This window comes from Paenibacillus albidus (assembly GCF_014644435.1).
Taxonomy (GTDB): domain Bacteria; phylum Bacillota; class Bacilli; order Paenibacillales; family Paenibacillaceae; genus Paenibacillus_AQ; species Paenibacillus_AQ albidus.
In genome coordinates, this window is sequence record NZ_BMKR01000007.1 from 194,624 (window position 1) to 220,707 (window position 26,084).

General features: G+C 53.9%; 25 protein-coding genes. All 25 read right to left on the reverse strand.

The window, feature by feature from the left end:
- Positions 1-374: 374 nt before the first annotated feature.
- Positions 375-764 carry a hypothetical protein gene (locus IEY53_RS10550; RefSeq protein ID WP_189024653.1) on the reverse strand — a complete coding sequence of 130 codons (390 nt, stop codon included), beginning with the start codon at positions 762-764 and terminating at the stop codon, positions 375-377.
- 21 nt (positions 765-785) lie between these two features.
- Positions 786-1,541, reverse strand: a complete 756-nt coding sequence (gene sigF, locus IEY53_RS10555) for an RNA polymerase sporulation sigma factor SigF (RefSeq protein WP_189024654.1) — start codon at positions 1,539-1,541, stop codon at positions 786-788.
- Between the two features lie 11 nt (positions 1,542-1,552).
- Positions 1,553-2,008 carry an anti-sigma F factor gene (spoIIAB, locus tag IEY53_RS10560; RefSeq protein WP_189024655.1) on the reverse strand — a complete coding sequence of 152 codons (456 nt, stop codon included), beginning with the start codon at positions 2,006-2,008 and terminating at the stop codon, positions 1,553-1,555.
- A complete protein-coding gene (gene spoIIAA, locus IEY53_RS10565; protein ID WP_189024656.1) occupies positions 2,005-2,358 on the reverse strand; it encodes an anti-sigma F factor antagonist in 354 nt (117 codons plus the stop codon). Before spoIIAA ends, spoIIAB begins: the two co-directional genes overlap by 4 nt.
- Before the next feature lie 175 nt (positions 2,359-2,533).
- Complete coding sequence (locus IEY53_RS10570; protein ID WP_189024872.1) at positions 2,534-3,727, reverse strand: D-alanyl-D-alanine carboxypeptidase family protein; 1,194 nt, start codon at positions 3,725-3,727, stop codon at positions 2,534-2,536.
- Positions 3,728-3,838: 111 nt separating this feature from the next.
- Complete coding sequence (locus tag IEY53_RS10575) at positions 3,839-4,879, reverse strand: acyltransferase family protein (protein ID WP_189024658.1); 1,041 nt, start codon at positions 4,877-4,879, stop codon at positions 3,839-3,841.
- Between the two features lie 202 nt (positions 4,880-5,081).
- Complete coding sequence (locus tag IEY53_RS10580; protein WP_189024659.1) at positions 5,082-6,044, reverse strand: ABC transporter ATP-binding protein; 963 nt, start codon at positions 6,042-6,044, stop codon at positions 5,082-5,084.
- Complete coding sequence (locus tag IEY53_RS10585) at positions 6,041-7,018, reverse strand: ABC transporter ATP-binding protein (RefSeq protein ID WP_189024661.1); 978 nt, start codon at positions 7,016-7,018, stop codon at positions 6,041-6,043. Before IEY53_RS10585 ends, IEY53_RS10580 begins: the two co-directional genes overlap by 4 nt.
- A gap of 59 nt (positions 7,019-7,077) precedes the next feature.
- A complete protein-coding gene (locus IEY53_RS10590) occupies positions 7,078-8,385 on the reverse strand; it encodes a M20 family metallopeptidase (protein WP_189024662.1) in 1,308 nt (435 codons plus the stop codon).
- Between the two features lie 79 nt (positions 8,386-8,464).
- The gene (locus IEY53_RS10595; protein WP_189024663.1) at positions 8,465-10,072 is read right to left on the reverse strand and encodes an ABC transporter substrate-binding protein; all 1,608 of its coding nucleotides are present in this window, start codon (positions 10,070-10,072) and stop codon (positions 8,465-8,467) included.
- 116 nt (positions 10,073-10,188) lie between these two features.
- Complete coding sequence (locus tag IEY53_RS10600; protein WP_189024874.1) at positions 10,189-11,052, reverse strand: ABC transporter permease; 864 nt, start codon at positions 11,050-11,052, stop codon at positions 10,189-10,191.
- 64 nt (positions 11,053-11,116) lie between these two features.
- Positions 11,117-12,127: an ABC transporter permease gene (locus tag IEY53_RS10605; RefSeq protein ID WP_189024664.1), complete on the reverse strand. Its 1,011-nt coding sequence runs from the start codon at positions 12,125-12,127 to the stop codon at positions 11,117-11,119.
- A gap of 255 nt (positions 12,128-12,382) precedes the next feature.
- On the reverse strand, positions 12,383-13,915 hold the full coding sequence (locus IEY53_RS10610) for a PucR family transcriptional regulator (protein ID WP_189024665.1): 1,533 nt from the start codon (positions 13,913-13,915) through the stop codon (positions 12,383-12,385).
- A gap of 207 nt (positions 13,916-14,122) precedes the next feature.
- On the reverse strand, positions 14,123-14,770 hold the full coding sequence (locus IEY53_RS10615) for an aspartate/glutamate racemase family protein (RefSeq protein ID WP_189024875.1): 648 nt from the start codon (positions 14,768-14,770) through the stop codon (positions 14,123-14,125).
- A 40-nt stretch (positions 14,771-14,810) separates the two neighbouring features.
- Entirely contained in the window at positions 14,811-15,755 is a 945-nt protein-coding gene (locus IEY53_RS35010) for an aminopeptidase (protein ID WP_229696079.1), read from the reverse strand.
- A 21-nt stretch (positions 15,756-15,776) separates the two neighbouring features.
- Complete coding sequence (locus IEY53_RS35015; protein ID WP_229696080.1) at positions 15,777-16,448, reverse strand: AroM family protein; 672 nt, start codon at positions 16,446-16,448, stop codon at positions 15,777-15,779.
- A 45-nt stretch (positions 16,449-16,493) separates the two neighbouring features.
- Positions 16,494-17,444, reverse strand: coding sequence for a DUF1177 domain-containing protein (locus tag IEY53_RS10625; protein WP_189024666.1), 951 nt, complete (start codon positions 17,442-17,444; stop codon positions 16,494-16,496).
- Positions 17,445-17,865: 421 nt separating this feature from the next.
- On the reverse strand, positions 17,866-19,197 hold the full coding sequence (locus IEY53_RS10630) for a pyrimidine-nucleoside phosphorylase (RefSeq protein WP_189024667.1): 1,332 nt from the start codon (positions 19,195-19,197) through the stop codon (positions 17,866-17,868).
- Between the two features lies 1 nt (position 19,198).
- On the reverse strand, positions 19,199-20,062 hold the full coding sequence (locus tag IEY53_RS10635; RefSeq protein ID WP_189024668.1) for a purine-nucleoside phosphorylase: 864 nt from the start codon (positions 20,060-20,062) through the stop codon (positions 19,199-19,201).
- A 51-nt stretch (positions 20,063-20,113) separates the two neighbouring features.
- The gene (locus IEY53_RS10640) at positions 20,114-20,938 is read right to left on the reverse strand and encodes a purine-nucleoside phosphorylase (protein WP_189024670.1); all 825 of its coding nucleotides are present in this window, start codon (positions 20,936-20,938) and stop codon (positions 20,114-20,116) included.
- A 22-nt stretch (positions 20,939-20,960) separates the two neighbouring features.
- Positions 20,961-22,139, reverse strand: coding sequence for a phosphopentomutase (gene deoB / locus IEY53_RS10645; RefSeq protein WP_189024672.1), 1,179 nt, complete (start codon positions 22,137-22,139; stop codon positions 20,961-20,963).
- A 182-nt stretch (positions 22,140-22,321) separates the two neighbouring features.
- Complete coding sequence (xerD, locus tag IEY53_RS10650) at positions 22,322-23,215, reverse strand: site-specific tyrosine recombinase XerD (RefSeq protein ID WP_189024674.1); 894 nt, start codon at positions 23,213-23,215, stop codon at positions 22,322-22,324.
- 157 nt (positions 23,216-23,372) lie between these two features.
- Positions 23,373-23,606 carry a DUF4227 family protein gene (locus IEY53_RS10655; RefSeq protein ID WP_189024676.1) on the reverse strand — a complete coding sequence of 78 codons (234 nt, stop codon included), beginning with the start codon at positions 23,604-23,606 and terminating at the stop codon, positions 23,373-23,375.
- A gap of 240 nt (positions 23,607-23,846) precedes the next feature.
- Entirely contained in the window at positions 23,847-24,320 is a 474-nt protein-coding gene (fur, locus tag IEY53_RS10660) for a ferric iron uptake transcriptional regulator (protein WP_189024678.1), read from the reverse strand.
- Between the two features lie 1,097 nt (positions 24,321-25,417).
- Positions 25,418-26,050 carry a stage II sporulation protein M gene (gene spoIIM, locus IEY53_RS10665; protein ID WP_189024680.1) on the reverse strand — a complete coding sequence of 211 codons (633 nt, stop codon included), beginning with the start codon at positions 26,048-26,050 and terminating at the stop codon, positions 25,418-25,420.
- Positions 26,051-26,084 lie beyond the last annotated feature (34 nt).

The window sequence follows — 26,084 nt, forward strand, 5'->3', positions numbered from 1 at the left end:
TTATATACCTGTTGTGATGCAGGGATCAAAGCTATGGCTTGGTGAAGACAGCTCTAAGGGTAAGGTAAGGTAAGGTAAGGTAAGGTAAGGTAAGGTAAGGTAGCTTTAAAGGCGAAGCTCTTCGTTTGTAAAAGCATTTTTCGGTTCTGCTGTATTTCGTGCAGCAGAACCTGCCGCAAAACACCGAAAACTGAATTACGCTGCATTTCGTGCAGCAGAATATAGTCAAAACGCCTCACAGCGGCAATTCAGCCGAATTCCGCTGTACAAAATACAGCAGATTGCCCATTTCTGCCGGCAACTGCTTTTTCTGCTGCACTTTTTGCAGCAGAAAGGCATCCATGAGCTATATGGGGACGCTCCCGCAATGCAGATCACTTCTGCTGTGGAGTGACGCCAGTATAGTGACGCCAGCGGAGCGGCGCCAGCGGAGTGACGCCAACGGAGTAACGCCCGCGGAGTGACGCCAGCGGAGTGACGCCCGCGGAGCGACGCCAGCGGAGCGACGCCAGTGGAGTGACGCCAGCGGAGTGACGCCAGCGGAGTGACGCCAGTATAGTGACGCCAGCGGAGTGACGCCAACGGAGTGACGCCAACGGAGTAACGCCCGCGGAGGACGCCAGTCGAGCCGCGTTGCAGCTTTGACATTTATGTGAAATCGGGAGGCGCCAAGCCCCGTCAGCCCGCACGGCAAAAAAAACCGCCCCTCCGGGGCGGCTCCACACCTTATTAGCTTCCTGCACACGTTTAGTGCTACCCGTCACCACACATTATCTACACTAAACCTACTGCGCAATCTGCTCACGGATATTGGCGAGAATTTTCTTCTCCAGCCTCGACACCTGAACCTGCGAGATGCCGAGGCGGCTGGCGACTTCGGATTGGGTCTGGTCGCGGTAATAGCGCAGGTAGACGATCAGGCGCTCGCGTTCGCTGAGTGCGCCGATGGCCTCGTTCAGAGCCAGCTTGTCGAACCAGCGCTCCTGTGACTCATCGGCGATCTGGTCGATCAGGGTGATCGGGTCGCCGTCATTCTCGAACACGGTCTCGTGAATCGAGGTCGGCGGCTTGTTGGCTTCCTGGGCAAAGACGATTTCTTCGGGTGTCACGCCGAGCGCCTCTGCGACTTCGCCAATCGTCGGCAGGCGGTCCAGAGTCTTGGACATCTCGTCCTTCATCTTGCGGACCTTGTTGGCCATTTCCTTGAGCGAACGGCTGACCTTCAGGGTCCCGTCGTCGCGCAGGAAACGCTGGATCTCGCCGATAATCATCGGCACTGCATAGGTGGAGAATTTGACCTCATAGCTGAGGTCGAATTTGTCAACGGACTTAAGCAGTCCGATACAGCCGATCTGGAACAAATCGTCAGGCTCATATCCGCGGTTCATGAACCGCTGCACCACCGACCAGACGAGGCGGATGTTGCAGCTGACCAGTGTGTCACGGGCGAGATTATCTCCGGCCTGACTAAGCGCGATTAGACGTTTGACCTCCGCATCGTCCAAATAGGTCGGCGGAGCTTTTTTTGACTCTGCATCCATGGCTCCAACCCCTAATTGTATAAAGCTTTTTTCGAGACAATGGTTTTCTTCATCGAAATGGAGGTACCGCGCCCCGGTTCACTCGTGACTTCAAATTCATCCATGAAATTCTCCATAATGGTAAACCCCATGCCCGACCGCTCCAGCTCCGGCTTCGAGGTATAGAGCGGCTGCTGGGCCAGCTCCAAATCCTCAATTCCCCGCCCCCGGTCCTCGACCGTCAGATGTACGGTTTCGTTGTCTATCGACGCCGAGATGCTGACGACTCCGCCCGGATCACTGTCATACCCGTGGATAATACAGTTGGTGACCGCCTCCGATACGACGGTCTTGAGATCATTCAGCTCGTCCATCGTGGGATCAAGCCGTGAGACGAAAGCCGCCACCACGACCCGGGCGAACGATTCGTTCTCCGAGCGTGCGGCGAACTCTACATGCATGAAGTTACCGGCTTGGCTCATAGTCATAATGCAACCTCCATATCCGAGAGTGCGGCACTCTCGTCGTCATATAAGGGCATGATTTTGAACAGGCCCGACATTTCCAGCAGCCGCTGCACAGGAGCAGTAGCATCGCATACCGCCATTTTCCCGCCTTTGGTGCGGATCAGCTTATACCTTCCCAGGATAACGCCAAGACCCGAGCTGTCCATAAACTGCAGATGCTTCAGACTAAGGACCAGATGCTCCACCTGGCCCCGCATAATCGCTTCATCCATCTCCATACGTACGTAGTCGGCTGCGTGATGGTCCAGCTCCCCTGACAAACGGACAATCAGCACACCCCGGTGATGCTCCATTTCCACATGAGAATTCATGTTTGCCACTCTCCTCTTCGTTGCTTTGAAAACCGCCCTTGAATGCTGTGACTCTGTCCTTTCAAGGACAAGGTTTTCTACGCGGCAAATCAGGAATCCTGCCTCCCGACAAAACTAGAAGAAAACCCCTATGAATCTACAGAATGCATAGAGGTTATCTACAAAATCCATCCTTTTAATCGCGGGTAAACATCGAGCCGGCCGTACGCTTAAAGAGCTTCCACCAGCCCGCCTTCGGCACAGCCTCGCCGGCCTTCAGCTCGTACTCCTTCAGAACTTCATTCCCTTGGTAAACGACCAGCTTGCCGACTGTCTGCCCTTCAGCAACAGGAGCAGTCACCTTCTCCTGCAGCACGACTTGATGGCGGATGCCTTCCTGGGCCACTCCTTTTTTCAGGAGTACCGAATAGCTCTCTTTAGCCGTAATCGGCAGCTGAGGCTTCACACCCTTGGCGATGTTCAGTGTGGCAATCGTATCTCCGGGCTTGTGAATGGTATGCATCTTATATTGCGAGAACAGGTAATCGAACATTCCCGAGACTTCACTGTTGCGCGTCTTCGTATTGGGTTCTCCCAGTACGACAGCGACTGCACGCAGACCGTCTCTGGCCGCAGTAGCGGACAAGCAGAATTTGGCTTCGGCCGTATACCCCGTCTTCAGCCCGTCGGCTCCCGTGTAGAACCGTACCAGTTTGTTCGTATTCACCAGCCAGAACGGCTTGGCGGAGTCCTTGCGCAGATAATCCTGATACGAACCGGTATATTGGATAATCCGTTCGTGCTTCAGCAGCTCCCGGCTCATGACGGCAATGTCATGTGCCGAGGAATAATGATTCTCCGCAGGCAGACCGTTGCAATTGGCGAAATGCGTATCCTTCAGGCCAAGCCCTTCCGCCCGCTTGTTCATCAAGTCGACAAAAGCACTCTCGGAACCGGCGATTTTCTCCGCTATCGCAACGGATGCATCGTTGCCGGAGGCCATGGCGATTCCTTTGAGCATCTCGTCCACCGTCATTTCTTCACCCGGCTCCAGAAAAATCTGTGAGCCGCCCATCGAAGCGGCATATTCACTGGTCCGCACCTTGTCGGTCAGCTGCAGCCGTCCTTCATCCAGCGCTTCGACCGTCAGGAGCATCGTCATAATCTTCGTAATGCTGGCCGGAGGCAGCTTGTCATGGCTGTTCTTCTCATAAATGACTGTGCCGGTTCCTGCATCCATCAAAATGGCGGAACGCGCCCCGGGTGCGAGGTCGACGGCGGCAGCCTTACTGCCGGAGTCCTTGCTTTTCTCCTCCGCATATACGCCCGAAGCCGGAGCCAAGGCTCCCAACCCAATACTTAACACAAGCAGCGCAGCGGCAAAACGCATTTTTCTCACAGTGATTCCCCTCCTGAACATTAACCTTCATTTCACAGGTACTGTGATCCAGTTTCGTCAGAACGGGTGGAAAATATTCCATGTCTGTATAAAAAGCCGTAATTAATCTCCTGCGGAAACGCCCGCCCGCACTGCAGCCTGATCCCCGTAACGCACAGCCGGCCGGCTTTTGCCGTTATGGCCGAGATACATGGTGGCTAACAGCGGAGAACGTCCTATCGCTATAGCAACAAGCAGCGGAAGCCCTACACCGATCAAGGTGAACGGCACAAGTCCGTATTCGGTATCCAAAAGGAATTTAAGCGCATAGTTGATAGGCAGATGCAGATACATAATCGCAATGGTATTGCGCCCCAGATCACCCAGCCACTTCAGCGGTACCAGCTTCGACAGCCAGAAAACAACGGAACATATGCTCAGTGAGACAAGCAGCGGAATGGCCAGATCCAGGAACAAGGCATCATACTCCTTATATTTCATGTTCAGGCTGTAGCTGATCACCCCGGTGGAATCCAGGTAGAAAGCTGCCGCAGTGAGCGAAAGCAGCACCGGAAGCGACGCTTTAAGGCCGATAAGGGCAGGTATAGCCTTCTTCCCGTAATAACCGGTGGCGTAATAGGTAATTGCCAGGAGAGCCACATCAATGTTCCAGGGGAGGTTAAAGTTCTTCAGGGAAGTTAGAGAAATCAAATGAGCGAGCAGGTAACACGAGGTAATCACCGAAATTTGTACTTTCAGATTGAAACGGGTAATAAAACCGAAGAACAGCTGCGTGAACAACAGGCAGGTAATAAACCAGAATACGCCATAGGGACCGGTCAGCGACAGTCCGCCATACGCCAGTCTCGCTATGCTTTCGACAAATCCTTTAATATTTAAAGTGTATAAGAGCACAATCGCTGCAATCAGCAGCCCGTAGGCTACATAGGGTGTCATCAGCCCCCTTGTTCGTTTCACCGCCCAGCCCGTATACTTTTCGGGAGCAATCGGCTTGAATACCATACCGCTCAGCAAGAAGAACATCGGCATTCGGAACCAGGATAAATAATGGTTGGCCATCCCTTCTCCCGAGTGGCCCATGACTACAAAAATTATGCTTAAGCCCTTGGCAGCGTCTATCCACAGCTCACGCCTTTTTTCCATTTCAATTCCAGCTCCTCCCAAATTCAGTCTCTTTTTTATAATTAGTATAGGGAAGTTTTCATAACATATCAATTTTTCGTGACTGTTTTCTGCAAATTTCACACTGAGGACCTATGCCGCATAGGTATTTATCCGCATAAAACGACAGGATTACATGGAAAAAAAGACCACCCGGTAGCACGGATGGCCTTCATTGGCTCCATTAATATAAATGGCAGGATACCTGATGGCCGGATTCAAGTTCCCGCAGCACAGGCGTCTCGGATTTGCATCTGTCCATGGCATATGGACAACGGGGATGAAAGGTGCAGCCTGTCGGGGGCGTCTCTGGATTCGGAACATCCCCGGTCAGCACAATCCGCGACTTCTTCTGCCCCGGGTTCGGCACAGGTACTGCAGACATCAGCGCCTGGGTATAGGGATGCAGAGCCTTAGCGAACAATGTCTTCGTCGGAGCCAGCTCCACAATGCGGCCCAGATACATGACCGCCACCCGGTCGCTGATGAACTTAACGACCGACAGATCATGCGAGATGAACATATAGGTAAGGCCAAACTGTTCCTGAAGGTCCTGCATCAGATTAAGCACCTGGGCCTGGATAGACACATCCAGGGCTGAGACCGGCTCATCGCAGACGATGAACTTGGGATTCAGCGCAAGGGCACGGGCAATTCCGATCCGCTGCCGCTGGCCGCCCGAGAACTCGTGGGGAAAACGCTGGGCCTGATAAGGCGATAGTCCAACCACTTCCATCAATTGCTCAACCCGGCTTTTGAGTTCATTGTTCTTCGCGGCCTCATGGGTCCGCAGCGGTTCTTCCAGGATGCGCTGCACCGTCCAGCGCGGGTCCAGCGAAGCGTACGGGTCCTGAAACACCATTTGCATATCGGTTCTGAAGCGCCTCAGTTGCTCCGTGTCCAGGCTTCGCACATTGGTGCCGTTAAATACAATCTCGCCTTCCGTCGGTTCTATGAGCCGCAGGATGGCCCGGCCTGTAGTGGATTTGCCGCAGCCCGATTCTCCGACAACAGCCAGGGTCTCCCCCTGTTCCACGGATAGGGAAATGCCATCCACCGCCTTGACGGCGCCAACCTGCTTGGCGAACAAGCCTTTGCGGATCGGATAATGCTTCTTCAAATTGCGGACTTCCAGTAAGGTGTTCATGATATTTCCTCCTCCACCAGCAGACAGCGGCAGCGGTGTCCCGGTTCCTTCTCCAGCAGCTCCGGCCGCACCTGCTCACACCGCTCGATTCTCCGCGGGCAGCGTGGGGCAAACCGGCAGCCGTTCGGAAGGTTCGCCGGATTCGGCACCTGCCCCGGAATGGAAGTCAGCCGGTCGCTGTCTCCGGCCAGCTGCGGCAGCGAGGCCAGCAGCCCTTGCGTATAAGGATGCAGTGGCTTACTGTACAACGTAGCAACATCTGTCTCTTCCACGATCTGCCCCGCATACATAATGACTACCCGGTCGCACATTTCCGCCACCACGCCAAGGTCATGGGTAATCATCAGAATAGACATGCCTTCTTTCTCCTGAAGCTCACGCATCAGGTCCAGAATCTGGGCCTGGATGGTCACATCCAGAGCCGTTGTCGGTTCATCCGCAATCAGCAGCTGCGGATTGCAGACCATCGCCATGGCAATCATCACCCGCTGGCGCATGCCCCCGGACAGCTGATGGGCATATTGCTGGGCGATTTTCTCCGGGCGGGGAATACCCACCTTGCGCAGCATTTCCACCGCCCGCTCGGCAGCTTCCTTTTTGCCGAGTTTCAGGTGAAACCGGGCTGACTCGGAGATCTGCCGGCCGATCTTGAATACCGGATTCAGGGAGGTCATAGGCTCCTGAAAGATCATCGCAATCCGGTTCCCGCGAATATTGCGGACTTCTTTTGGCGAAAGCTTCAGCATATCGCGGCCTTCAAACCGGATTTGTCCGGCAGCCACCCGGCCAATCCGTTTGGGCAGCAGCTGCATAATCGACAGCGAGGTGATGCTTTTACCGCAGCCCGATTCACCGACGATCCCCAGCGTCTCCCCCTTGCGGACGGACAAACTGACGCCGTCCACCGCACGGATGATCCCGGCATCGGTTACAAATTCCGTACATAGGCCGGATACTTCAAGCAACTCTGTCATTTTGTCCCCTCCTAACCGATTGTATAGGTCTGTCCCCGGGCTTCACTGTAATCAGCGTCTTAGGCTTGATTCTTCACCGTATTTACACCAGCTTCCACCTCTACCTCTAAATACTTAAGGGCAGTCAAGGCATATACTTTGGCACACTGGATGATCTGCCACACCGGTGCCTTCTCATTAAAGTTATGAATGGTCGACAGCTCCGCCGGACCATACTGCAATACCGGAATACGATGCGTGCGGAAATGTCTGGCATCGCTGGAGGCCCACTGGAGCACGCCATAGGCTTCCTTGCTGCTCACCTCGCTGATGCTGCTGACCAGATCGGTGACAATCTGCTCTTCCGAAGAAGTCCAGTTCGCATTGCCCTGGAAGCCGAAACCCTTCACTTCGGATTCAATGCCTGCTTCAAGCAGCAGGGAACGGGCCCGGTCCAGCACATCACGGTAATCCACACCGAAAGGCACGCGTGAATCGACCTGAATGGTGCAGCGGTCAGCCACGACATTAACTTTGGTTCCGCCCTGGATGGTGCCGATATTCACGGTGACATGGTCGAAGACCTGCCAGGCAAGCGAGCCGTCCTGCTCGCTTTCTTTCACATACTCCTGGGAGATACGGATAATTTCTTTGACTTCTTCGGGAATGTCCGGCTTGATGTCCCACAATCTTTGCAGCGCCTCTATCCCCTTGGCAGCTTTGACAATCGCACTGTCCCCTACAATCGGCGACAGACTTCCGTGGCCCGGCGTGCCTTCCACCGTGAATTCGAACCAGCAGCTGCCTTTCTGGCCGATCGTCGGATTCTGCGGTCCCGAAGGCTCTGCAATGACAGCAGCGGTTCCCGTGACAAGGCCGCGTTCCAGCACCCACGGCACTCCAAGATGGCCGCCTGTCTCTTCATCCGGCACGACGAGCAGAGCCAGATCTCCGCGCAGCGGGACCCCCAGCTTCGCCAGCAGCGTCATGGCAAAAATCTGCCCGGCCAGCCCGGCTTTCATATCGGACGCACCCCGTCCCAGCAAATAGCCGTCCTCGATAGCTCCGCTAAAGGGATCAAAATCCCAGCGGGACCGGTCGCCCGCAGGCACAACATCGGTGTGTCCGCAGAAAATCAGTTTTTTGGAAATACGGTCTTCAGCCGTTGCAGACAAGGTCGATACCAGATTCAGCATCGTTTCCGTCGCAGGATAAATAGAAGTAGCTATTCCGGCCTGATGCAAATAATCAATAATGAACGCACTGATCTCGCGCGAGTCGCCCGGCGGGTTCTCCGAAGGGAACTGAATCAGCTTTGAGCATAAGGCCAGCAGTTCGTCCTGTTGTTCGTCAATTGCAGCCAATACTTTTCTTTTCCAATCTGTCATTGTATGATCTCCTTTCAAACTTGGAAAAAGAGGGACACAGGCCAGCTGCCCGCCTGTGCTCTCTTGTCAAAAAATTATTCTATTCCTGTTTGGACAACGGGTAGAAGCGGATAACTTCATCCGGGTAGAACGCATAACCGCTGATATTTTTGTTCATGCCGACGATGCGGTTGTATTCATACAGGTAAGCCCATGGCGCTTCCGTATTGATGATCTCTTGCGCTTTCTTGTACAGCTCACTGCGTTTTTGCTGGTCGGTCTCGTTGTTCGCTTGCTCCCACAGCTTGTCTACTTCGGCATTCTGATAGTTGATATAGTTGGATGACCCTTTACCGTACAGCAGGAAGCCAAGGTGGTAGCCGGGATCATTGACAAAAGAAGTCCATTTGGAGATGTAGGAGGTCAGGTTGTTTTCCTTTTGCTTCTCCAGGAATTGGGCGCGCGCCAGCTTGTTGATGTTCATCGTTACGCCGATTTTGGCCAGTTCGGCCTGAATCAATACGGCATCGTCCTCCCAATCGTCAAATCCGGAGCCGAGGGTAAAGTCAAAGGTAAAACCATTCTCGTAGCCTGCTTCCTTAAGCAGTGCTTTCGCTTTATCCAGATTGTACTCGTACACATATCCTGCATCCGTGAAGCCCGGAGTATTGCTGGCCACCGAGCTCTTCATCTGCTTGGCCTGTCCATACATAACTCCGCTGAGCAGCTCGTCATAAGGAATTGCGTAGGAGACGGCCTGGCGAACTTTTACATTGTCAAACGGCTTAACCTTATTATTCATGGCGAAGAACAGAATCCGGTTGCTGGCATTGGACTGAATATTCAATTCATTGTTTCCTTGAAGGGAGTTAACATCCTTGGGAGGAATTTCGATCGACATATCCACGTCGCCTTTGCTTAGCAACAGCACACGGTTCGAGGCTTCTTTGGTGAACTTCAGTGTGACCTTGCCGAGCTTCGGCGCCCCTTGCCAATAAGTCTCATTGGCCGTGAACACCGCTTCGCTGGCCGGGTCCCATTTCTCCAGCTTGAACGGACCGGAGCCTGCTGCGTTCGTCTTCAGGTAATCGGCATTCTGCCCTTCCACCGCCTTCTGGTCTACGATCGAGAAGGTATACATGGCAATGATTTGCAGGAACATATGATTCGGATTATTCAGTACTACTTCCACGGTGGATTCATCCTTGGCCGTTACCGATTTGATGGCAGCCATACCGTAGAGGAAGCTTCCGGAGCTTGATTTGCCGACACGGTCAAAAGAGTAAGCCACCGCCTCGGCATCCACCGGATTGCCGCTCTGAAATTTCACTCCAGACTTAAGCTTGAAGGTGTACACCGTATTGTCGGCGGACACTTCCCAGCTCTCGGCGAGCATCGGCTGGATATCCTCGGTGTTGGCAATATCCGCACCGTCCACGTTTTTGATGCCATAGGTCACAAGCTGGTCGTAGGTAGCCAGTACCAGTGTATCCGAAGTCAGGTCATTGGCTTCAGCAGGGTCCAGCGTGGTGCCACCCTCGGAATAAGCGACGGTCAGGTTCGGCTTGACCGCAGATTCTCCTGTGGTTTCCGCTGTAGCGGAAGTGCCGCTGCTGGCAGCAGGTGTCTGTGGATTGGCGCTGTTCACGCATCCGGAGAGCAGGACTGAGAAAGCGATGAGTGGGGACAGCCATTTTACTTTTTTCATCTGTAATTCCTCCCTTTTGAAACTTAGGTTTGAATGCACGGTCTTTGAAATGCTGCTATATATTTACCGGGCAACGGCAGAGTCCGGCGGCTTGTCTCTTTAAGCCACTCCTCCGCCTATTTGCCCGAACGCAACCGTGGATCAAGCACATCCCGGAAACCGTCGCCGAGCAGATTGAAGCCCAGAATGGAAGTGGCAATAGACAAGCCGGGGAAAGTGACCAGCCACCACTGGCCGGATATAATGTACTCCCGGCCTTCAGAGATCATCGCGCCCCACTCGGCAATCGGCGGTTTGACGCCAAGCCCGAGAAAGCTGAGACTCGAAGCCGTCAGAATGGCAAAGCCCATTCCAAGGGTGGCCTGAACCAGCAGCGGCGCCAGCGCATTAGGGAGAATATGCTGGAACAAAATGACCTTGTCCTTCACGCCGATGGCCCGGCTGGCTTCGACGTATTCTTTTTCCCGAAGCGATACGGTCTGGCCGAACATCAGCCGCGCGAACTCCGGAATGCCAACGATGCCGACTGCAATCATTGCGCTGCTCAGCCCCGCTCCGATGGAGGCGGCAATCGCCATGGACAATACAAGGGACGGAAAGGACAACAGCACATCCATGAGGCGCATGATAATTGTTCCTGTGCGTCCCCCGTAATAGGCGGCAATTCCGCCCAGCGGAACGCCGATCAGGAAGGAGATCGCCACGGCGATAAGGCCGGTCCAGATACTGATCCGGGCTCCGTACAATACCCGGCTGAGAATATCCCGCCCGAAGTTGTCCGTGCCGAACCAGTGGCTGCCCGAGGGACCCTGCAGTTTGTTCGGCATATCCGTTGCATACGGATCATACGGAGCGATCCATGGGGCTATAAGGGCTGTCAATGTCCAGATCAGTATAAAGATAAGACCCAGCGCGGCCAGACGATTACGCAGAAGCAGGCGCAGGAATGTTTTGGGTTTGGGTGCAGCCGCAGGTTTCATGGCATTGCCCTGGGCTGACTGTGCAGCAGTGCTCAAATCGGTTGTCCTCCTCTCATGGCGTGGTTTACTCATAGCGGATTCGCGGATCAATCAGGCCATAGATCAGATCGACGGCCAGATTGATTCCGCAGTACAGAATCGCACTGACCAGGGTGAAAGCCTGGATCGGTGCATAGTCTGCTGCCAGAATGGAATCTGTCACATAACCGCCGATTCCCGGCCAGGAGAAGATCGTCTCTGTAATGACCGCGCCTCCCATCAGATACCCGAACTGCAGTCCAAGTACGGTTAGGGTTGGAATCAAGGCGTTAAGCAAAGCATGCTTGTAGATGACAGCCGATTCGCGAAGTCCTTTGGCCCGTGCCGTCCGCACAAAGTCCTGATCAATCACTTCCAGCATGCTGGAGCGGGTCATGCGGGCCACGATGGCCATCGTTCCGGTACTCAGGCAAATCGCCGGCAGGATCAGATGGACGATGCTGCTTTTTAAGGCAGCCATGTCTCCCGAGAGCAGACTGTCCAGAACGTATAGTCCGGTAATATGGACCGGCGGGTTCAGATCACCGCTGATCCGGCCCATCGGCGCCGGCGCCCAGCCCAGTATGGAATAGAAGATATAGATGAACATCAGCCCCAGCCAGAAGATCGGCACACAGGCGCCAATCAGGGAAAATACGCGCGAGATATGGTCAATGATAGATTCCTTGCGCGTTGCCGCTATGATGCCTACGGGAATGGCAATCAATATAGCAATCAGAATGCTGGTAAGCGTAAGCTCAATGGTAGCCGGAAACCGGGTCGCCAGGTCACTCGCCACGGAATGGCCTGTATGGTACGCGTAGCCGATATCCCCTTGAAACAATTGGCCCAGGTAAGTAAAAAATTGAATATAGAGCGGCTTGTCCAGCCCCATATCCTGGCGGATTTTGGCGATGGTCTCCTCGGGGGCCTGTTCTCCGGCCATCATGATGGCCGGATCGCCCGGCAGTACCCGGGAGAGAATAAACGTAATGACCACAATCCCCAGCAAGGCCGGAATCATCTGACCCAGTCTTTTTAATGTGTAAGCAAACAATGAATCAGCCCCTTTACTACTTCTCTGATGTCCAGCACTAAAGACCTGGGTTTCGCAGAACCCGACGTTTCATGTTAGGAACCGTGCTGTTTCTTATAATCTCTTTGGTAGTTGTGCTAATTCTACATAGAATTCAGCCGGCACTCTACGTCCCGTTCAGCTAAAAAAATGCACAACCGTTTGTCGATTGTGCACTATAACCCCACACGAATGTAATGTTTCCTGACACTATATGCCGAAAAAAAGGTCCTCCTTTTATTTTTCCTGTAAATAGTAGTAGATCAGGCATAAATGACAGACAAATTGCTCACGGGGATCGTTCAGGTCAAAGCCGGTAATATCACGGATACGCTCGAGGCGGTATTTCACCGAATTCCGGTGGATGTACAGGCTGTTCGCCGTCTCGATCAGGCTACCCCGGCATTCCAGATAATGATAGAAGGTCAGCAGCATATTGCTGTCATGCTCCTGGTCATATTGGCGCAGCTTGCCTAGCTTCCGTTCGAACAATGCAGCAAAACCCGGTCCGTTCGTAGCCTCCAGCAGGTGGTATACCTCTACATCTTCAAATCTCGTGACCCCGCCGCTTCCCGTTCCTTGTCCGAGACGGCCAGAGATGGACAGTGCCCGGCGTGCCGCATTATAGCTGGTGTGAATATCCCACAGATGCTCCGAGGTTCCCATTCCTGTACGGAAGCCACCAAGCCCTTCATTTTTATCCTGAAGCCAGTTTTCCAGTGTCTTCCCCCATGAATCCTCCTCAGTGGTGCCGGTGCCCGTACGCCGTGTATCCGGTGTCGGCAGGAACAGCACCGCCCGGTTGGAGCGGAACTCCACATGGGGAGTGACCCCGCGTCTTTTCGCTTCCCTCTCCAGGAGTCGGGTCACGTTCTCTTCCTTCGGTGCTGTCTCCCCTTCTATGACGGCCACCTCCCACTTATGGGCGGGGTTCATCCCGAGCTGACGCGCACGCCTCTCCACTTCATGGCGGGAAGGCAGGGGTGGGGTAAGCAGCTCATCAATGAAATTGCCGCGCAAGCGGACTTCGGTATCTTCAGCCACTTTTTTACGCATCAGTTCCAGCGCAAATACCAGTCTCGCCTGCTCGATCCCCACCTGCTCCATATCATCCAGCCTGTCCTTATCCACCAGCAATCTAGCAACCTGCCTCCGGTCCACGTTAATGTTCCAGGTCAGCGGCGTCTCTTTCCCGCTCCAATCAAAACCGGACGGCGAAGACACGATAATTCTGCGGTCATTGTCGACCAGAGCCACAGGCGCCTTCAGGAACTCGGCCACATTGTCGCTGACCGCCTGAATCCCGCTGTTCTCCAGAACCATTGTAGTCAGGGTGCGGTAGACTTCCTCCGCCCTGCGCAGCAGCATGGCCTGGCGCCCCAGAAGCAGCTCCATCACGGGCTGGGTAATGTCTGTATAGGGAATCTCGGGAGGAATCTCCACAATCGGCAAACCGCAAGCGTTGCTGGCTTCAATGGCCGCCTGCGGGATTTCCTTGAGGAAGCGGGCGGGCTTGATCGCCAGAGCGGCAGCACCCAGACTGTCCAGGGTATGCACCAGCGCCGTCAGCAAGGAGGGGTCGTGACGAATAGAATAGGCGGTCGTCAGCAGCATCACGCCTTCGCTTACCCAGCCTTTCAGGTCGGGAACCTCCATAATGTCCACAAAACGCACGATCCTGTCCACACCCTGTTCACCGCTGATCACTCGGGCCGTACTAAGAATAGGCAGCTGCATCAGCTCTCTTAATGTAATTCCTCTTGTGTCCATCCAATATCCCCCTTCGACTGTCCACCAGATTACATAGTCATTTTTAGATAGTTTAGCAAATATTAAGTGTGAACAAAATGGATAATTATCGGAAATTCCACTATTCCGGCCAAAAATGACGTAAAAACGCTCTCATCGAACCTGTGGTTCATGAGAGCGTCCGTTATTTCAAATCTGCCACCTCGTTATATTGTGAAACAGCGTGTACTAGTTCCGGTCCACTCCAGCCGCCGATACTGCGACTGCTGCACCCAGGGAAAGGATCGGGTCCAGTGCGCGGACGCCAAGCTCCCGCTCCAGCCCGGCCGCAAGTCCAATGGTCGCGAAGCCTGTACAGGCCAGCACAATGGCCTCCGCTCCGAGGTCCACCAGCCGCGCCGCTCCGGCAAGCGCTCCGGTACGCCCAGCCGGAGTATTCAGGTCGAGAGTAGTTACCACTCCATCTGGACGGTCCATCCCAATATAAGCTTCGCCGAGGATACTACGGATGTACGGTGGCACCTCGTTCAAAATGGTCAGAACGCCTACCTTACCGGCTGCCGTAAGTGCGAGATGGGCCGCACAAGAGCCCGCTCCCAGCACCGGTACCGAAACAGCGGCTCTAGCTTCCGGAAGTGCCGGGTCCGCCGCGCAGCTGATGCCGATTGCGGTACAGCCGCTTTGTTCCAGCTCTTGTGCCAGCCGGATAATCTTAGGCACTGCCAACGCTTCAGTCTCCTCATTATAAACGCCCATAGGCTGATCCGGAATACAGCGGCTCATTACCGACAATCCAAACCTGTGCTTGATCAGTTCCCCATGCAGGTCAATGGACGGCTGATCCGCAAGCGTAATGACACGAATGATCCCCAGCATCGCTGCCACCTCTTTTCCCACTATTCCTCATCCCAGCCGTTTAAATCAACTCTCCGGCCCGCATAATCAGCACGTCATCAATATACACATCCGGCTTCATGACAACGGCATCGATATGAACTCCTGCGGCGATGGTGCCGCCAAATGTATTATTGCTGCCAAAAGCAACATGAATCGTCCCATAGACCTTCTCATCTTCCAGCACCACTCCGGTGATTCTTGCTTTATTATTCGTGCCGATGCCGAATTCGCCAAGCCAGCGCCCATCGCCTTCGCCAAGCATCTTCAGCAGCTGTTCTCCGGCTTCGCCTTCAGCAGCACTCAATTTACCTTGCGCTACTGTCAGCAGCATGGGGGTCTTAAGCGCACCAATGCCTGCTACCGAACCATCCACCAGAATCTGCCCTTCTGCCGTCCCTTCCACAGGGGCGATATAGGCTTCGCCGGAAGGCAGATTGCCCGATTCACCCGGGTTCAGGTACATGCCTGTGCTTGGAACACCGTCGCGGCCATGGATGGGCACCGTCAAACTGTATCCCTCTTTCGCAATACGGACCGTGCTGCCGCCGCTCAGCATCGCGGTTACTCTCTCCGTCAACGCCTTCACCTGCGGATAATCTGCGTTAATGGCTCCATGGCTGAACATATCATCGGTCATGCCGGGCATTGTGGCCACGCGGGTGCCGGAAGCAGCCGCTTCCTTGCGTGCCCGGGTATGTGTCATGGAATGCTCGGTAACACATACCGCAACGTCCGCACGGATCATCGCCTCCGCAATGGCTGCTGGCGGTTCCTCCCCGGATTTGCTCCGCTCCTGCATCAGGAGAAATAGGGTTTCCGCTCCCAGCCTTTTGCCTGCCTCATAGATGGATTCGCCCAGCTCCCGCTTGGCATCATCCGCTATAACTGCCAGCACTTCATGGCTGCTTAAGCCCAGGCAGTCCCTGAGCACATTTTTACTGATTTCAATCCGTTGTTCGTTCATCGTAATCTGCTTCCTCCCGCTTTAGACCATTTCGGCTACCAGTTTGCCCATCAGGGCATTGGACAGCACTACGGGGACCCCTGCCGAGGATACCCATTCTCTATGCTGCTCCACATAACCCATACAGTCAAGTACAATCAGGTCCACCCGGCCCTGCAGCTGCCGGGCAGCCGCGCGGAATTGCTCTTCGCCCCCCGTATACGGCGATACAGCGGCAAAAGGCAGGGAAGCTGTGCCCCCGTCAGTAAACTTCTCATTCATGTGGTCCTCCTGCTCCGCGAGGGGGCCGATCAGGCCAAGACGGCGGCTGCCAATCATCGCCTTAACCGTCCCGGGAATAATCCGGTCCGGTTCAATCAGATGGGCATGCTTTGTATGCAGCTCCGGAAATACACCGGTGCAGAGCAGCAGGATGGTACGAATGCCATCAGCTTCCATACGGTCTATCTTCCCCTGCAGTGTGGACTGAATACGTTCCCGGGAGACAATGACCGCCGTTCCGTCGGACATCCGGGAAGTCAATACATATTCGCCATCGCCCGGACCAAAGGCATCGCTGATCTGTGCATGGGTAAGACCATCCAGCACCCCGGCCTGGACCAGCCGGGCGCGGCCTTCCAAATACTTCTCCAGGATAGGGGCGACATCGCTTCTGGGCGCTTGCCCAATGGTAATCAAGCCCACCGTCTTCATCTTACGGCATGCCTCCTTCCAGCCAAATTACCCCAGGGTTCAAGCTTAAAGCGGAGATACCGCCGGCTTGCCCGAGGTTTGCAGTACCTTCATCGTTCCGTACAACTGCGTAATCCGCGCAAACTCGGCTTTATTGTAGAACTCACAGCTTCCCTGTGTCACTTCTTTGGCCGTTTCCACCGCGAACCGGACCGCGGAAGCAATATCAACCTCATGGCTCGCACCCGTGCCGCAGCCGGGAACCATCGATTGGGCAGTAATCGCCAAGCCCACCACCGGTGCATCTGTAGCCACGGCTGGCTGAAGAATGGAGTTAATATGGTAGAGGTCATTCCCATAAGGCGTAATATCCTGGGTTGTCACCGGAAAAGTAACCGGCAGCTGGCCTGTCGTCATTTCCAGGATCCGCAGCAGATCCTCGCTGACCCGCAAGATATACCCCTCTTTGACAGTCGGAGAAATCGCAATCCCCTTATGATTGATCACCCGGTTGCCCTTGGTGGTGTCAATGGACAACACCGCTTCCATTTCGGGCAGCACCTCATATTCATTCATTTGCAGAATATCCACCGGTGAATCCATGAAGTCAACGGGTTCATGCGGCAAGGTTGGCGCATCCGGGCAAATATGCGTCGTAATGATGACATCCCCCTTCAGCACATCGCCTTTGGTCTGCATATCCGCCAGCTTCAGGGCCGCCGCAACTGCAGCCACTGCCCCATCCGCATCGGATACGATGCCGATCCGGCTTGGACGGGCACCGATCCCGCCGAGACGGCCTACAATACCAAAGGTAGGGGCAGAACCCCCTTTTAGTTTGCCTTCGCTGCCTTTCACGACAATTTTGATGAATTCGGTACTTCCTTTTTCCCCCTCCACCTTCTGAACTTGCACCGTTACATCCGGATAGGCGTCGAATAATTGACCGACCTTCCCACCAGTAACATAAGCGCTGTCCAGTGTGTTATAAACCGTAATTGTTTGCTGAAGTGCCATTAAAGTTCCTCCTCGGCTATGCTGCCTGCAAGTTTGATTATTCCTAGAAGCGGTAACAACATTTCCTTAAACGGCATGATCACCGCCAAGCAGAACCAGATGGGTATTATGATGTTAGAATTTATACTAACGTAATAACAGAAACGTCCACAATGTACTCCCCTGCCAAAACTACTCCCCTTTTCTTGTGCTGAACAGATAAACCTGCCGGAAGGGTACCAGCTGATGTCAGATATAGTGGCGCCCCTGCTTACTTGGTCAATAATTCCGTACCGGTTGAGCCAAATTTCTGCATAAAAAAAAGAAACCGCCCAAAAGGAGCGATTTCTTGTATGTGAGAAACTTGAACAGATGACCCGGAAGTTCGAAACCCGGATACTGGCTTTATACGCGATAACATGCGTAGCGGATAACCCAGTGGTTAGAACCGCGTTACACCCTCTTTAGTGACAATCGCGTACACCAGCGGCAGCGGAGCCACCGGTTGTGCAGAAATGCGGTAGGCTTCCAGCACCTTGTTCCGCGCTTCCTGCACCTTGCCCTCACTAGCGTGATTGACATGGAGTACAGCCAGCGTCTCGCCGGCTGCTACCGCATCTCCGACCTTTTTGGACAAATGAATGCCCACCGCCAAATCAATTACGGATTCTTTGGTCTCGCGTCCGGCTCCAAGCAGCATGGCTGCAATGCCGATTTCCTCGGCTTGAATGCCTTCTACGTAACCAGCGGCTTCAGCTTTCACCTCAATGAGGCGTTCTGCAGTCGGCAGCGTATCCGGGGACTCGATCTGCGAGACATCCCCGCCTTGGGCCCCGACCATCTGCTTGAGCTTCTCAAGCGCGGTGCCATCCTCAATATGAGTCTTGAGGATGGAGCGGGCTTCCGCTTCATCCCGGGCTTTGCCGCCCAGGACCAGCATATGGCTGCCAAGGATAAGACAGACTTCCTCGAGATCCTTGGGTCCCTGTCCCTTCAACGTGTCAATGCCTTCCTTGATTTCCAGTGCATTGCCGATGCCATAACCGAGCGGCTGATCCATATCGCTGATCACGGCTACCGTGTTGCGGCCCAGATGGCTGCCGATGTCCACCATCGCCTGTGCCAGTTTGATGGAATCGTCCAGCGTCTTCATGAATGCGCCGCTGCCGGTTTTGACATCCAGCACGATCGCATCGGCCCCGGCGGCAATCTTTTTGCTCATTACGGAACTGGCGATCAGCGGAATGGATTGCACAGTCCCCGTGACATCACGCAGGGCATACAATTTCTTGTCCGCCGGCGTAATATTGCCGGATTGGCCGATCACCGCCGCCCCAATCTCGCCGACCTGGGCGAAAAAGCGCTCGCGGTCCATCTCCACCGAGAAGCCGGAAATGGACTCCAGCTTGTCGATGGTACCGCCGGTGTGCCCGAGACCGCGGCCCGACATCTTGGCTACCGGCACTCCTGCCGCAGCCACGAGCGGCGCGAGCACGACGGTTGTTTTGTCGCCTACTCCGCCTGTCGAATGCTTATCCACCTTGATTCCGGCAATCGGGCTAAGATCCACCTGGTCGCCGGACTTCGCCATCTCCAGGGTCAGATCACCGGTCTCCCGGGCATTCATGCCTTGAAAATAGACGGCCATGGCCCAAGCCGAAACCTGATAGTCGGGAATTTCACCGCGGCTGTAGCCCTGAATCAGAAAAGCAATTTCCTCGCCGCTGAGCTCTCCGCCGTCCCTTTTTTTCTGGATAATATCGACAACTCTCATATTATACCTGTACCTCACGCACGAATGCGCGGACCAGACCGATGAATTTCGGTTTGGTTTGATTCGCTACTTTGACCACTTGCTCGTGTGTGAGCGGCTCCAGCTCATCGCCAATCGCCATATCAGTGATGCAGGTGATGCCAAGCACACGCAGCTTGCTGTGGCTAGCTACAATGACTTCAGGGACCGTGGACATCCCAACAGCGTCTCCGCCCAGGTAAGCGAGCATCTTCAGCTCAGCCGGTGTTTCGTAAGTCGGGCCGCTGATGCCGGCATAGACGCCTTCTTGCAGCACAAGCGTTTCACCGTCAGCACCTTTGACTTCGGATGCCAGCTTTTTGGCCAAGGCAATATATTCAGGATCATAAGCCCGGGACATATCGGGGAAACGTACACCCAGCTCCGGATCATTTGGTCCGATCAGCGGATTGTCGCCGGTCATGTTCAGATGGTCCGTAATCAGCATCAGGTCCCCGGCTTTGAAACCTCTGTTCATACCGCCGCCTGCGTTGGTAATCACAAGGGTCCCTACGCCAAGCTTCGCCAGGACGTACACGGGCAGCACAACCTTGCGCATTGCATAACCTTCATAATAATGAAAACGGCCCTGCATGATAATTACATCCTTGCCCTCCAGCTTGCCGATAACAAAACGTCCGGCATGGCCTTCGACCGTAGAACGCGGAAAATGCGGGATTTCTTCGTAAGGAAGGTACACGGCTTCTTCGATTTGGTCACCCAGATCGCCAAGGCCCGAGCCGAGGATCAGACCGATGCTTGGCGTGTAACCTCCTAGTCTGGACTTGATATATTCAGCCGCTTCCTTGACCTGCTGGCCATAAGCTGGGGTATTTGCTTCTGTCATAAAATGAATCCTCCCGGTATTTAGAGTGATGTTAAATGTTGTGGCGAAACCCTACATCTTCGGAATAAAGCCCAATACCAGCTTCAGGAAACGCTCGCGCACACGCTCCGCCGTCTCCATGACCTCGACATGGTTCAAAGGCTGGTCCAGAATGCCGGCAGCCATATTGGTGATACAAGAGATGCCAAGCACCTCGATTCCTGCATGGCGGGCCACAATCGTCTCCGATACTGTGGACATACCTACCGCATCCGCACCTTGGCGGCGCAGCATAACGATCTCAGCCGGCGTTTCATAGCATGGACCCAGCAGACCCGCATATACGCCTTCTTTGAACTCAAAATCCTGCTCGGCAGCCGTTGCCTTCGCAACCTCGATCAGGCGGCGGCTGTAAGCCGAAGACATATCAGGGAAACGGACGCCCAGCGCCGGGTCATTCGGCCCCGTCAATGGATTGCGTCCAGTCAGATTCAAATGGTCGGTGAGCAGCATCAGATCCCCGGGGGAATAATCGAGGTTCACTCCTCCGGCAGCATTGGTTACCAGCAGGCTGGTTACACCCAGCTCCTTCATGACCCGTACCGGAAATGCTGTAACCTCCGGCCCGTAGCCTTCATACATGTGGAAACGGCCTTTCATCATCACTACCCGGCGTCCTTCGATCATCCCGATCAGCAGCTCGCCTTCGTGGCCCTCTACCGTAGAGACCGGAAAATGCGGAATTTGATGATACGGAATGCTGATTTCATCCGTAATCAGGTCCGCCAGTACGCCGAGGCCGGAACCCAGGATCAAGCCGATCTCGGGAGCTACTGTGCTTTGATCCTTAATATAAATGGCTGCTTCCTGTATTTGTTGTTGGGTTATAATTGTCATTATTGAACCGCCTCCTTGATTTTTATTTCAGTTCTGCCAAAAAGCTTGTCCCGTACTTCGGAGCCTTCGCCCCAAAGTTGTCCGCAATCGTCGCCGCCACATCGGAAAATGTGCTGCGGATGCCCAGATTGCCGGGAGACGCAAGGCGCGGGCTGTATACGAGCAGCGGCACATACTCACGCGTATGATCGGTTCCGCTGTGGATCGGGTCATTGCCGTGGTCAGCTGAGATGATCAGCAGATCATCCTGCCCCAGTGTGGAGAGAATCTCCGGCAGCGCGGCATCAAATTCCTCCAGGGCACGCCCGTAACCTTCCGGATCGCGGCGGTGTCCGTAGAGGGAATCAAAATCCACAAGGTTCGTGAACAGGAAACCTTCAAACGGCTTGCGCAGCTCCGCTATAGTCAGCTCAATGCCATGGGCGTTGCTTTTTGTCGGATACGATGCCGTAACCCCTTCACCTGTAAAAATATCATTGATCTTGCCTACGGCAATCACATCCTTGCCGATATCCTCCAGCGCGTTCATCACTGTCGGCTCCGGCGGCTTCACCGCGTAATCGTGGCGGTTCGGCGTACGTACGAAATTGCCGGGTTCGCCTACATAAGGACGGGCAATGACACGGCCTACTGAGAACTCGGGAGCCATCGTCAGCTCACGGGCTATTGTGCAGGCACTGTACAGCTCCTCAAGCGGGATGATATCCTCATGCGCCGCAAGCTGGAACACGCTGTCCGCCGAGGTGTACACAATCCAGGCTCCGGTCTTCATCTGCTCTTCGCCGTATTCGACCAGGATTTCGGTCCCCGAAGCCGGCTTGTTCCCGATCACCTTCCGTCCGGTTGCCGCTTCAAATTTCTCAATCAGCTCTGCCGGGAAACCGTCAAAATACGTATTGAACGGAACCTCTATCTTAAGGCCCATCAGTTCCCAGTGGCCGGTCATCGTATCTTTGCCTACCGAAACTTCCTGCATCTTGCCGTAGTAGGCAGTCGGCGCCTCAACCGGTTCAAGCGGAGGCAGCGGCGCAATATTCGCCAGCCCCAGCTTTTGAAGATTAGGCAGCTTCAGTCCCGGCACCCGCTGCAAAATATGACCCAGCGTATGCGAACCCGCATCGCCAAAACCCGCCGCATCCGGTGCTTCGCCAATCCCTACGCTATCAAGTACAATAAAACCAATTCGTTTAAAAGTGGACATTAACGTCTTCACTCCTTCTCATCTGCATCTTCTTAGCTTCATCATGAAACGTGAAGAAACGGCTGTACCCGCAAGGGTATCCGTTTCGCTGTGCGCCCTAATCTGCAGCCAAGCCGCAGCCTGTTCCTTCAGTATGATTCCATCATAACGATCTTAGTCGGAAAAAGCACCCCCGGCCAGGATTACCTGGCTCTAGGATGATGGCTTTCGTAGACTTCCTTCATATTTTTGCGGGCGATTCCGCTATAGATCTGTGTCGTCGATATATCGGCATGCCCCAGCATCTGCTGCACCGAGCGCAGATCCGCACCACCTTCCAGCAGATGGGCTGCGAAGGAATGGCGCAACGTGTGCGGCGTGATATCCTCATCTATGCCGGCTTCCCGGGCGTATTTCTTAATGATTTTCCAGAAGCCCTGCCGGGTTAATCTTCCGCCCAGACTATTTAGGAACAGGGCCGGTTCATCCCGGTTCCCCCGCAGCAGCTTGTCCCGCATCCCGGCGGTGTAGACAGCCACACATTCTGCGGCGATTGCGCCAATGGGTACAACCCGCTCTTTGCCGGAAGTGCCGGTGCAGCGGGCGTATTTCATGTCGGTATGCACATCCTCCAGATTCAGCGAGATCAGCTCCGTAACCCGGATACCGGTAGCGTATAACAGCTCCAGCATTGCCTTATCGCGTATGCCTTGGGAGGAAGCTTCGTCCGGGGCACCGAGCAGCCGTTCGATTTCCGGGATCGTCAGCACCCTGGGAGGTTTTTTGTCCGGCTTCAGCGTTTCCATGTCAAGTGTGGGGTCCAAGGCAATCAGATGTTCCTTCAGTAAATAATGAAAAAAAGCACGGAGCGATACCGTATTCCGGTTAACTGTGGCCGTGGCCCGGCCGGCTCCGCGCAGCTCGCTCAGATACAGCATAATGTGGGATCTACGAATTTCTTCTGGAGCTTGAACACCCCGCGCTTCGGCAAACTCCAGGAATTGCGACACATCCCGCCCGTAAGACTCCAACGTGTTCGGAGACAGACCTTTATCCCCGGACAGATAGAGCATAAAAGGCTGCAAGTGTGACTTCATTTTTTCACGCTCCCGTCCTGCGCAGCTGCTCTTTGTGACTGTGGGCAGGCTCAACATGAGGCTTCGCAGTATGCTGCAAGTCCGGCATTTTTTGCTTGAACTCACCTTAGCTTCTTTCGACAGCCCTTAGGGGGATTCCTGCTTCCCCATGCAGCAATTACTCCCCGTACCAATAATAGAAGCGCAACCGCTGCGCTATATTCAGACCATCACCGTTTCGGGCTGTTTCCTGAAAAGCCTTGACCGCCGTTCCCTCGGGAATGCCGTAATCCTCCACCGGGCTGATCCATTCTCCAAGGAAACTCATGACGCTGTACAGCAGATAGCTCAGCGCGATCAGCAGTACCATGAAATAGAGCCGGCGCACGGTTCTGGGGATAGAGACAATCATCGCGATCCCTCCAAAAGTCAGAATGGCAGAAGCCCCCCTAAGGAACTGATACCAGGTGAACTCCCCGGCTTCTGCTCGTCCTTCACTTTATGCGCCACAATCTTATGTTATGTATCCTAAGCCCGCGTCCAATCATTTAAAAAGCTCTCTTGCGGCCTTGCAGCCGTAGAGAGCTCGTGTCGCAGACAGTTAAGCCTGATATATAGTGCGAAGCATTAAATTCTGATCTTTCAAAAAAGCTTACTCAGGACGATTCCCATTCCCGTCCGTGTTATTCTTATCCTTGCAGCGGTGGCATATGCCGTGAAAATCAAGTCTATGGTCCATGACCGTGAAATTAAATTCCCGATCCAGCCGTTCTTCAAGCGGACCCAGCCAGTCCTCGCGAATCTCATCCATACTGCCGCACTGCACACAGATCAAATGATGGTGGTGATGTTTGGCCGTATCGGTACGCAGATCGTAACGGGCCACACCGTCGCCAAAGTTGATCTTCTCTACCACATGAAGCTCACTGAGCAGTTCCAGCGTACGATATACGGTAGCCAGACCGATCTCGGGGGCTTTCTCTTTCACAAGCATAAAAACATCTTCAGCACTCAGATGATCTTCTTCGTTCTCCAGCAGCACTCTTAAGGTCGCTTCCCGTTGGGGTGTAAGCTTGTATCCTTGGGATTGTAACTGTTGCTTAATCTTGTCTATTCGGGCTTCCACCTGTCTCACTCCCCCTTGGAAAATTACCGCACCGGGCGTCAAACCACTTCTTCCATTATAGGGGGAGTCGCTTTGAGAAGTCAAACGGTTTTAGTCTGCCTTAGCAGCGGTGACAACCTCTCTTTATACTGGGGGCTGTTGATTGGATTAACGGCCAGCTGAAGTGCAGAATCGGGGTGTACAAGCATCCTGTCCTTTCACTCATACAATATTGAGTAGTTATTAGGAGAAGAAAGGTGAATGATTATGAGCATTCAATTTTTAGATATGCGCATCTCACAGGATGGAACTATAGATACACCGGGGGTGAATTTGGTTCGTTACCATCTCAGCATCGGCCATCAGAACCGCAACCTTGGGAGCCAGAAGCTTCAGCGGGGTTGCCATTGCAGGCAATGGATAATGAATTTTTTGAGCGTGTATCCCGTGACTTCGGGGATTTTTTATGTAGGTACAGATAGAATATTTCCATATTAAAATGATGGTTCCCCTTATTTCAGCAGGTATGCTGCGGAGTCCAGCAGTTACGGAGTTTATCGTATGAGCAGCAAGAACCCCGTCATGTCGATCTGTTCTAATGTATAAAGTACCTCAGAATGGTTTGAAAGAGGCTCAAACATCCAAAATGATGTATTTTGTACATTCAAAGGACAGCTACAAGGCACTTTTCGGCGAATGCTGCGGTTCCTGCTGCACCAAATACACTGAAATCCTAAAACGAGCCTCCTTTTGCCCATCCTGATGTATGAAGTGCACTCTAGCGATCTCCGCCCTAGGCTTATAACATGCCTCCCGGAAAGTGGCTTTCGAATGCGCCATCTATTCCCACCTTTTAAAGGCTGATGCTGGACTAGAACCCTTTAATGTGGCGTTATCCTTCCTCGTTCACTTAATCACGCGCTACCCTACAATTATTTTATGTATACTCCAGCCGGCTAGCAATCACAGTATCCGTTGCACTCCATGCCCTCCGGCCCCTGAAGAAAGCCCAGCAAGCTTTGCTTTCTCTGGAGCTGTATAATCCTCCGTTGATAGCTGCTTACTGGACCTTTGCCGAGACATCACATATGCATAAAACCCGCATTAAAACAATGTTTTCAAGCAATATTCACCAGCATCGGCGTCACCCATCTCATCATTTCCGGAGTAACCCAGGTCTCAAAGCTGGCCACTCCCATAACCAGCACCGCCATCAGAAAAGATAACAGGGTATACATGGCAAAAGGGCGGGTGACTCCAGTCCGGCGCTGGCCCAGCACACGGCTGCGGATCATTTGCAGGGAAAAGGCAATGGCAGCTGCACTGGTGATGAGCAGGATCGGGATCAGCACCAGATTATGCGGAGCGACCGATACGAGCGCAAACAAAAGTCCATGCCAGGAATATTGGCTGACCAGACAGCCGACGGTGAAACCGATCAGTACTCCCTTGAGGAAATCCAGAACGAGGATTCCCGGCAGTCCGATCACCGACAATCCGAGAATCCAGATCAGCCCAATCCATTTCAGATGCAGACCCGCAATGCTCCAGAACGAATCCGGAGCGGCAGGCAGCCCCTGCTGATCAACGGTGATGAAGAAATTGCCCAGATAGTCACCGATCTCCTGCTGCTGATCCATAGTCAGTGCACTCACAATCAGCGCCCCGAAGACCACCCCAACCAGGAATAATACGGCGACAAAAATATACAGAGGCGTCTGCTCCTTCATCATCAGCCTTAAATTACGCATCGGGACGTGCTCCTTTCCGGTCACATGTTACACC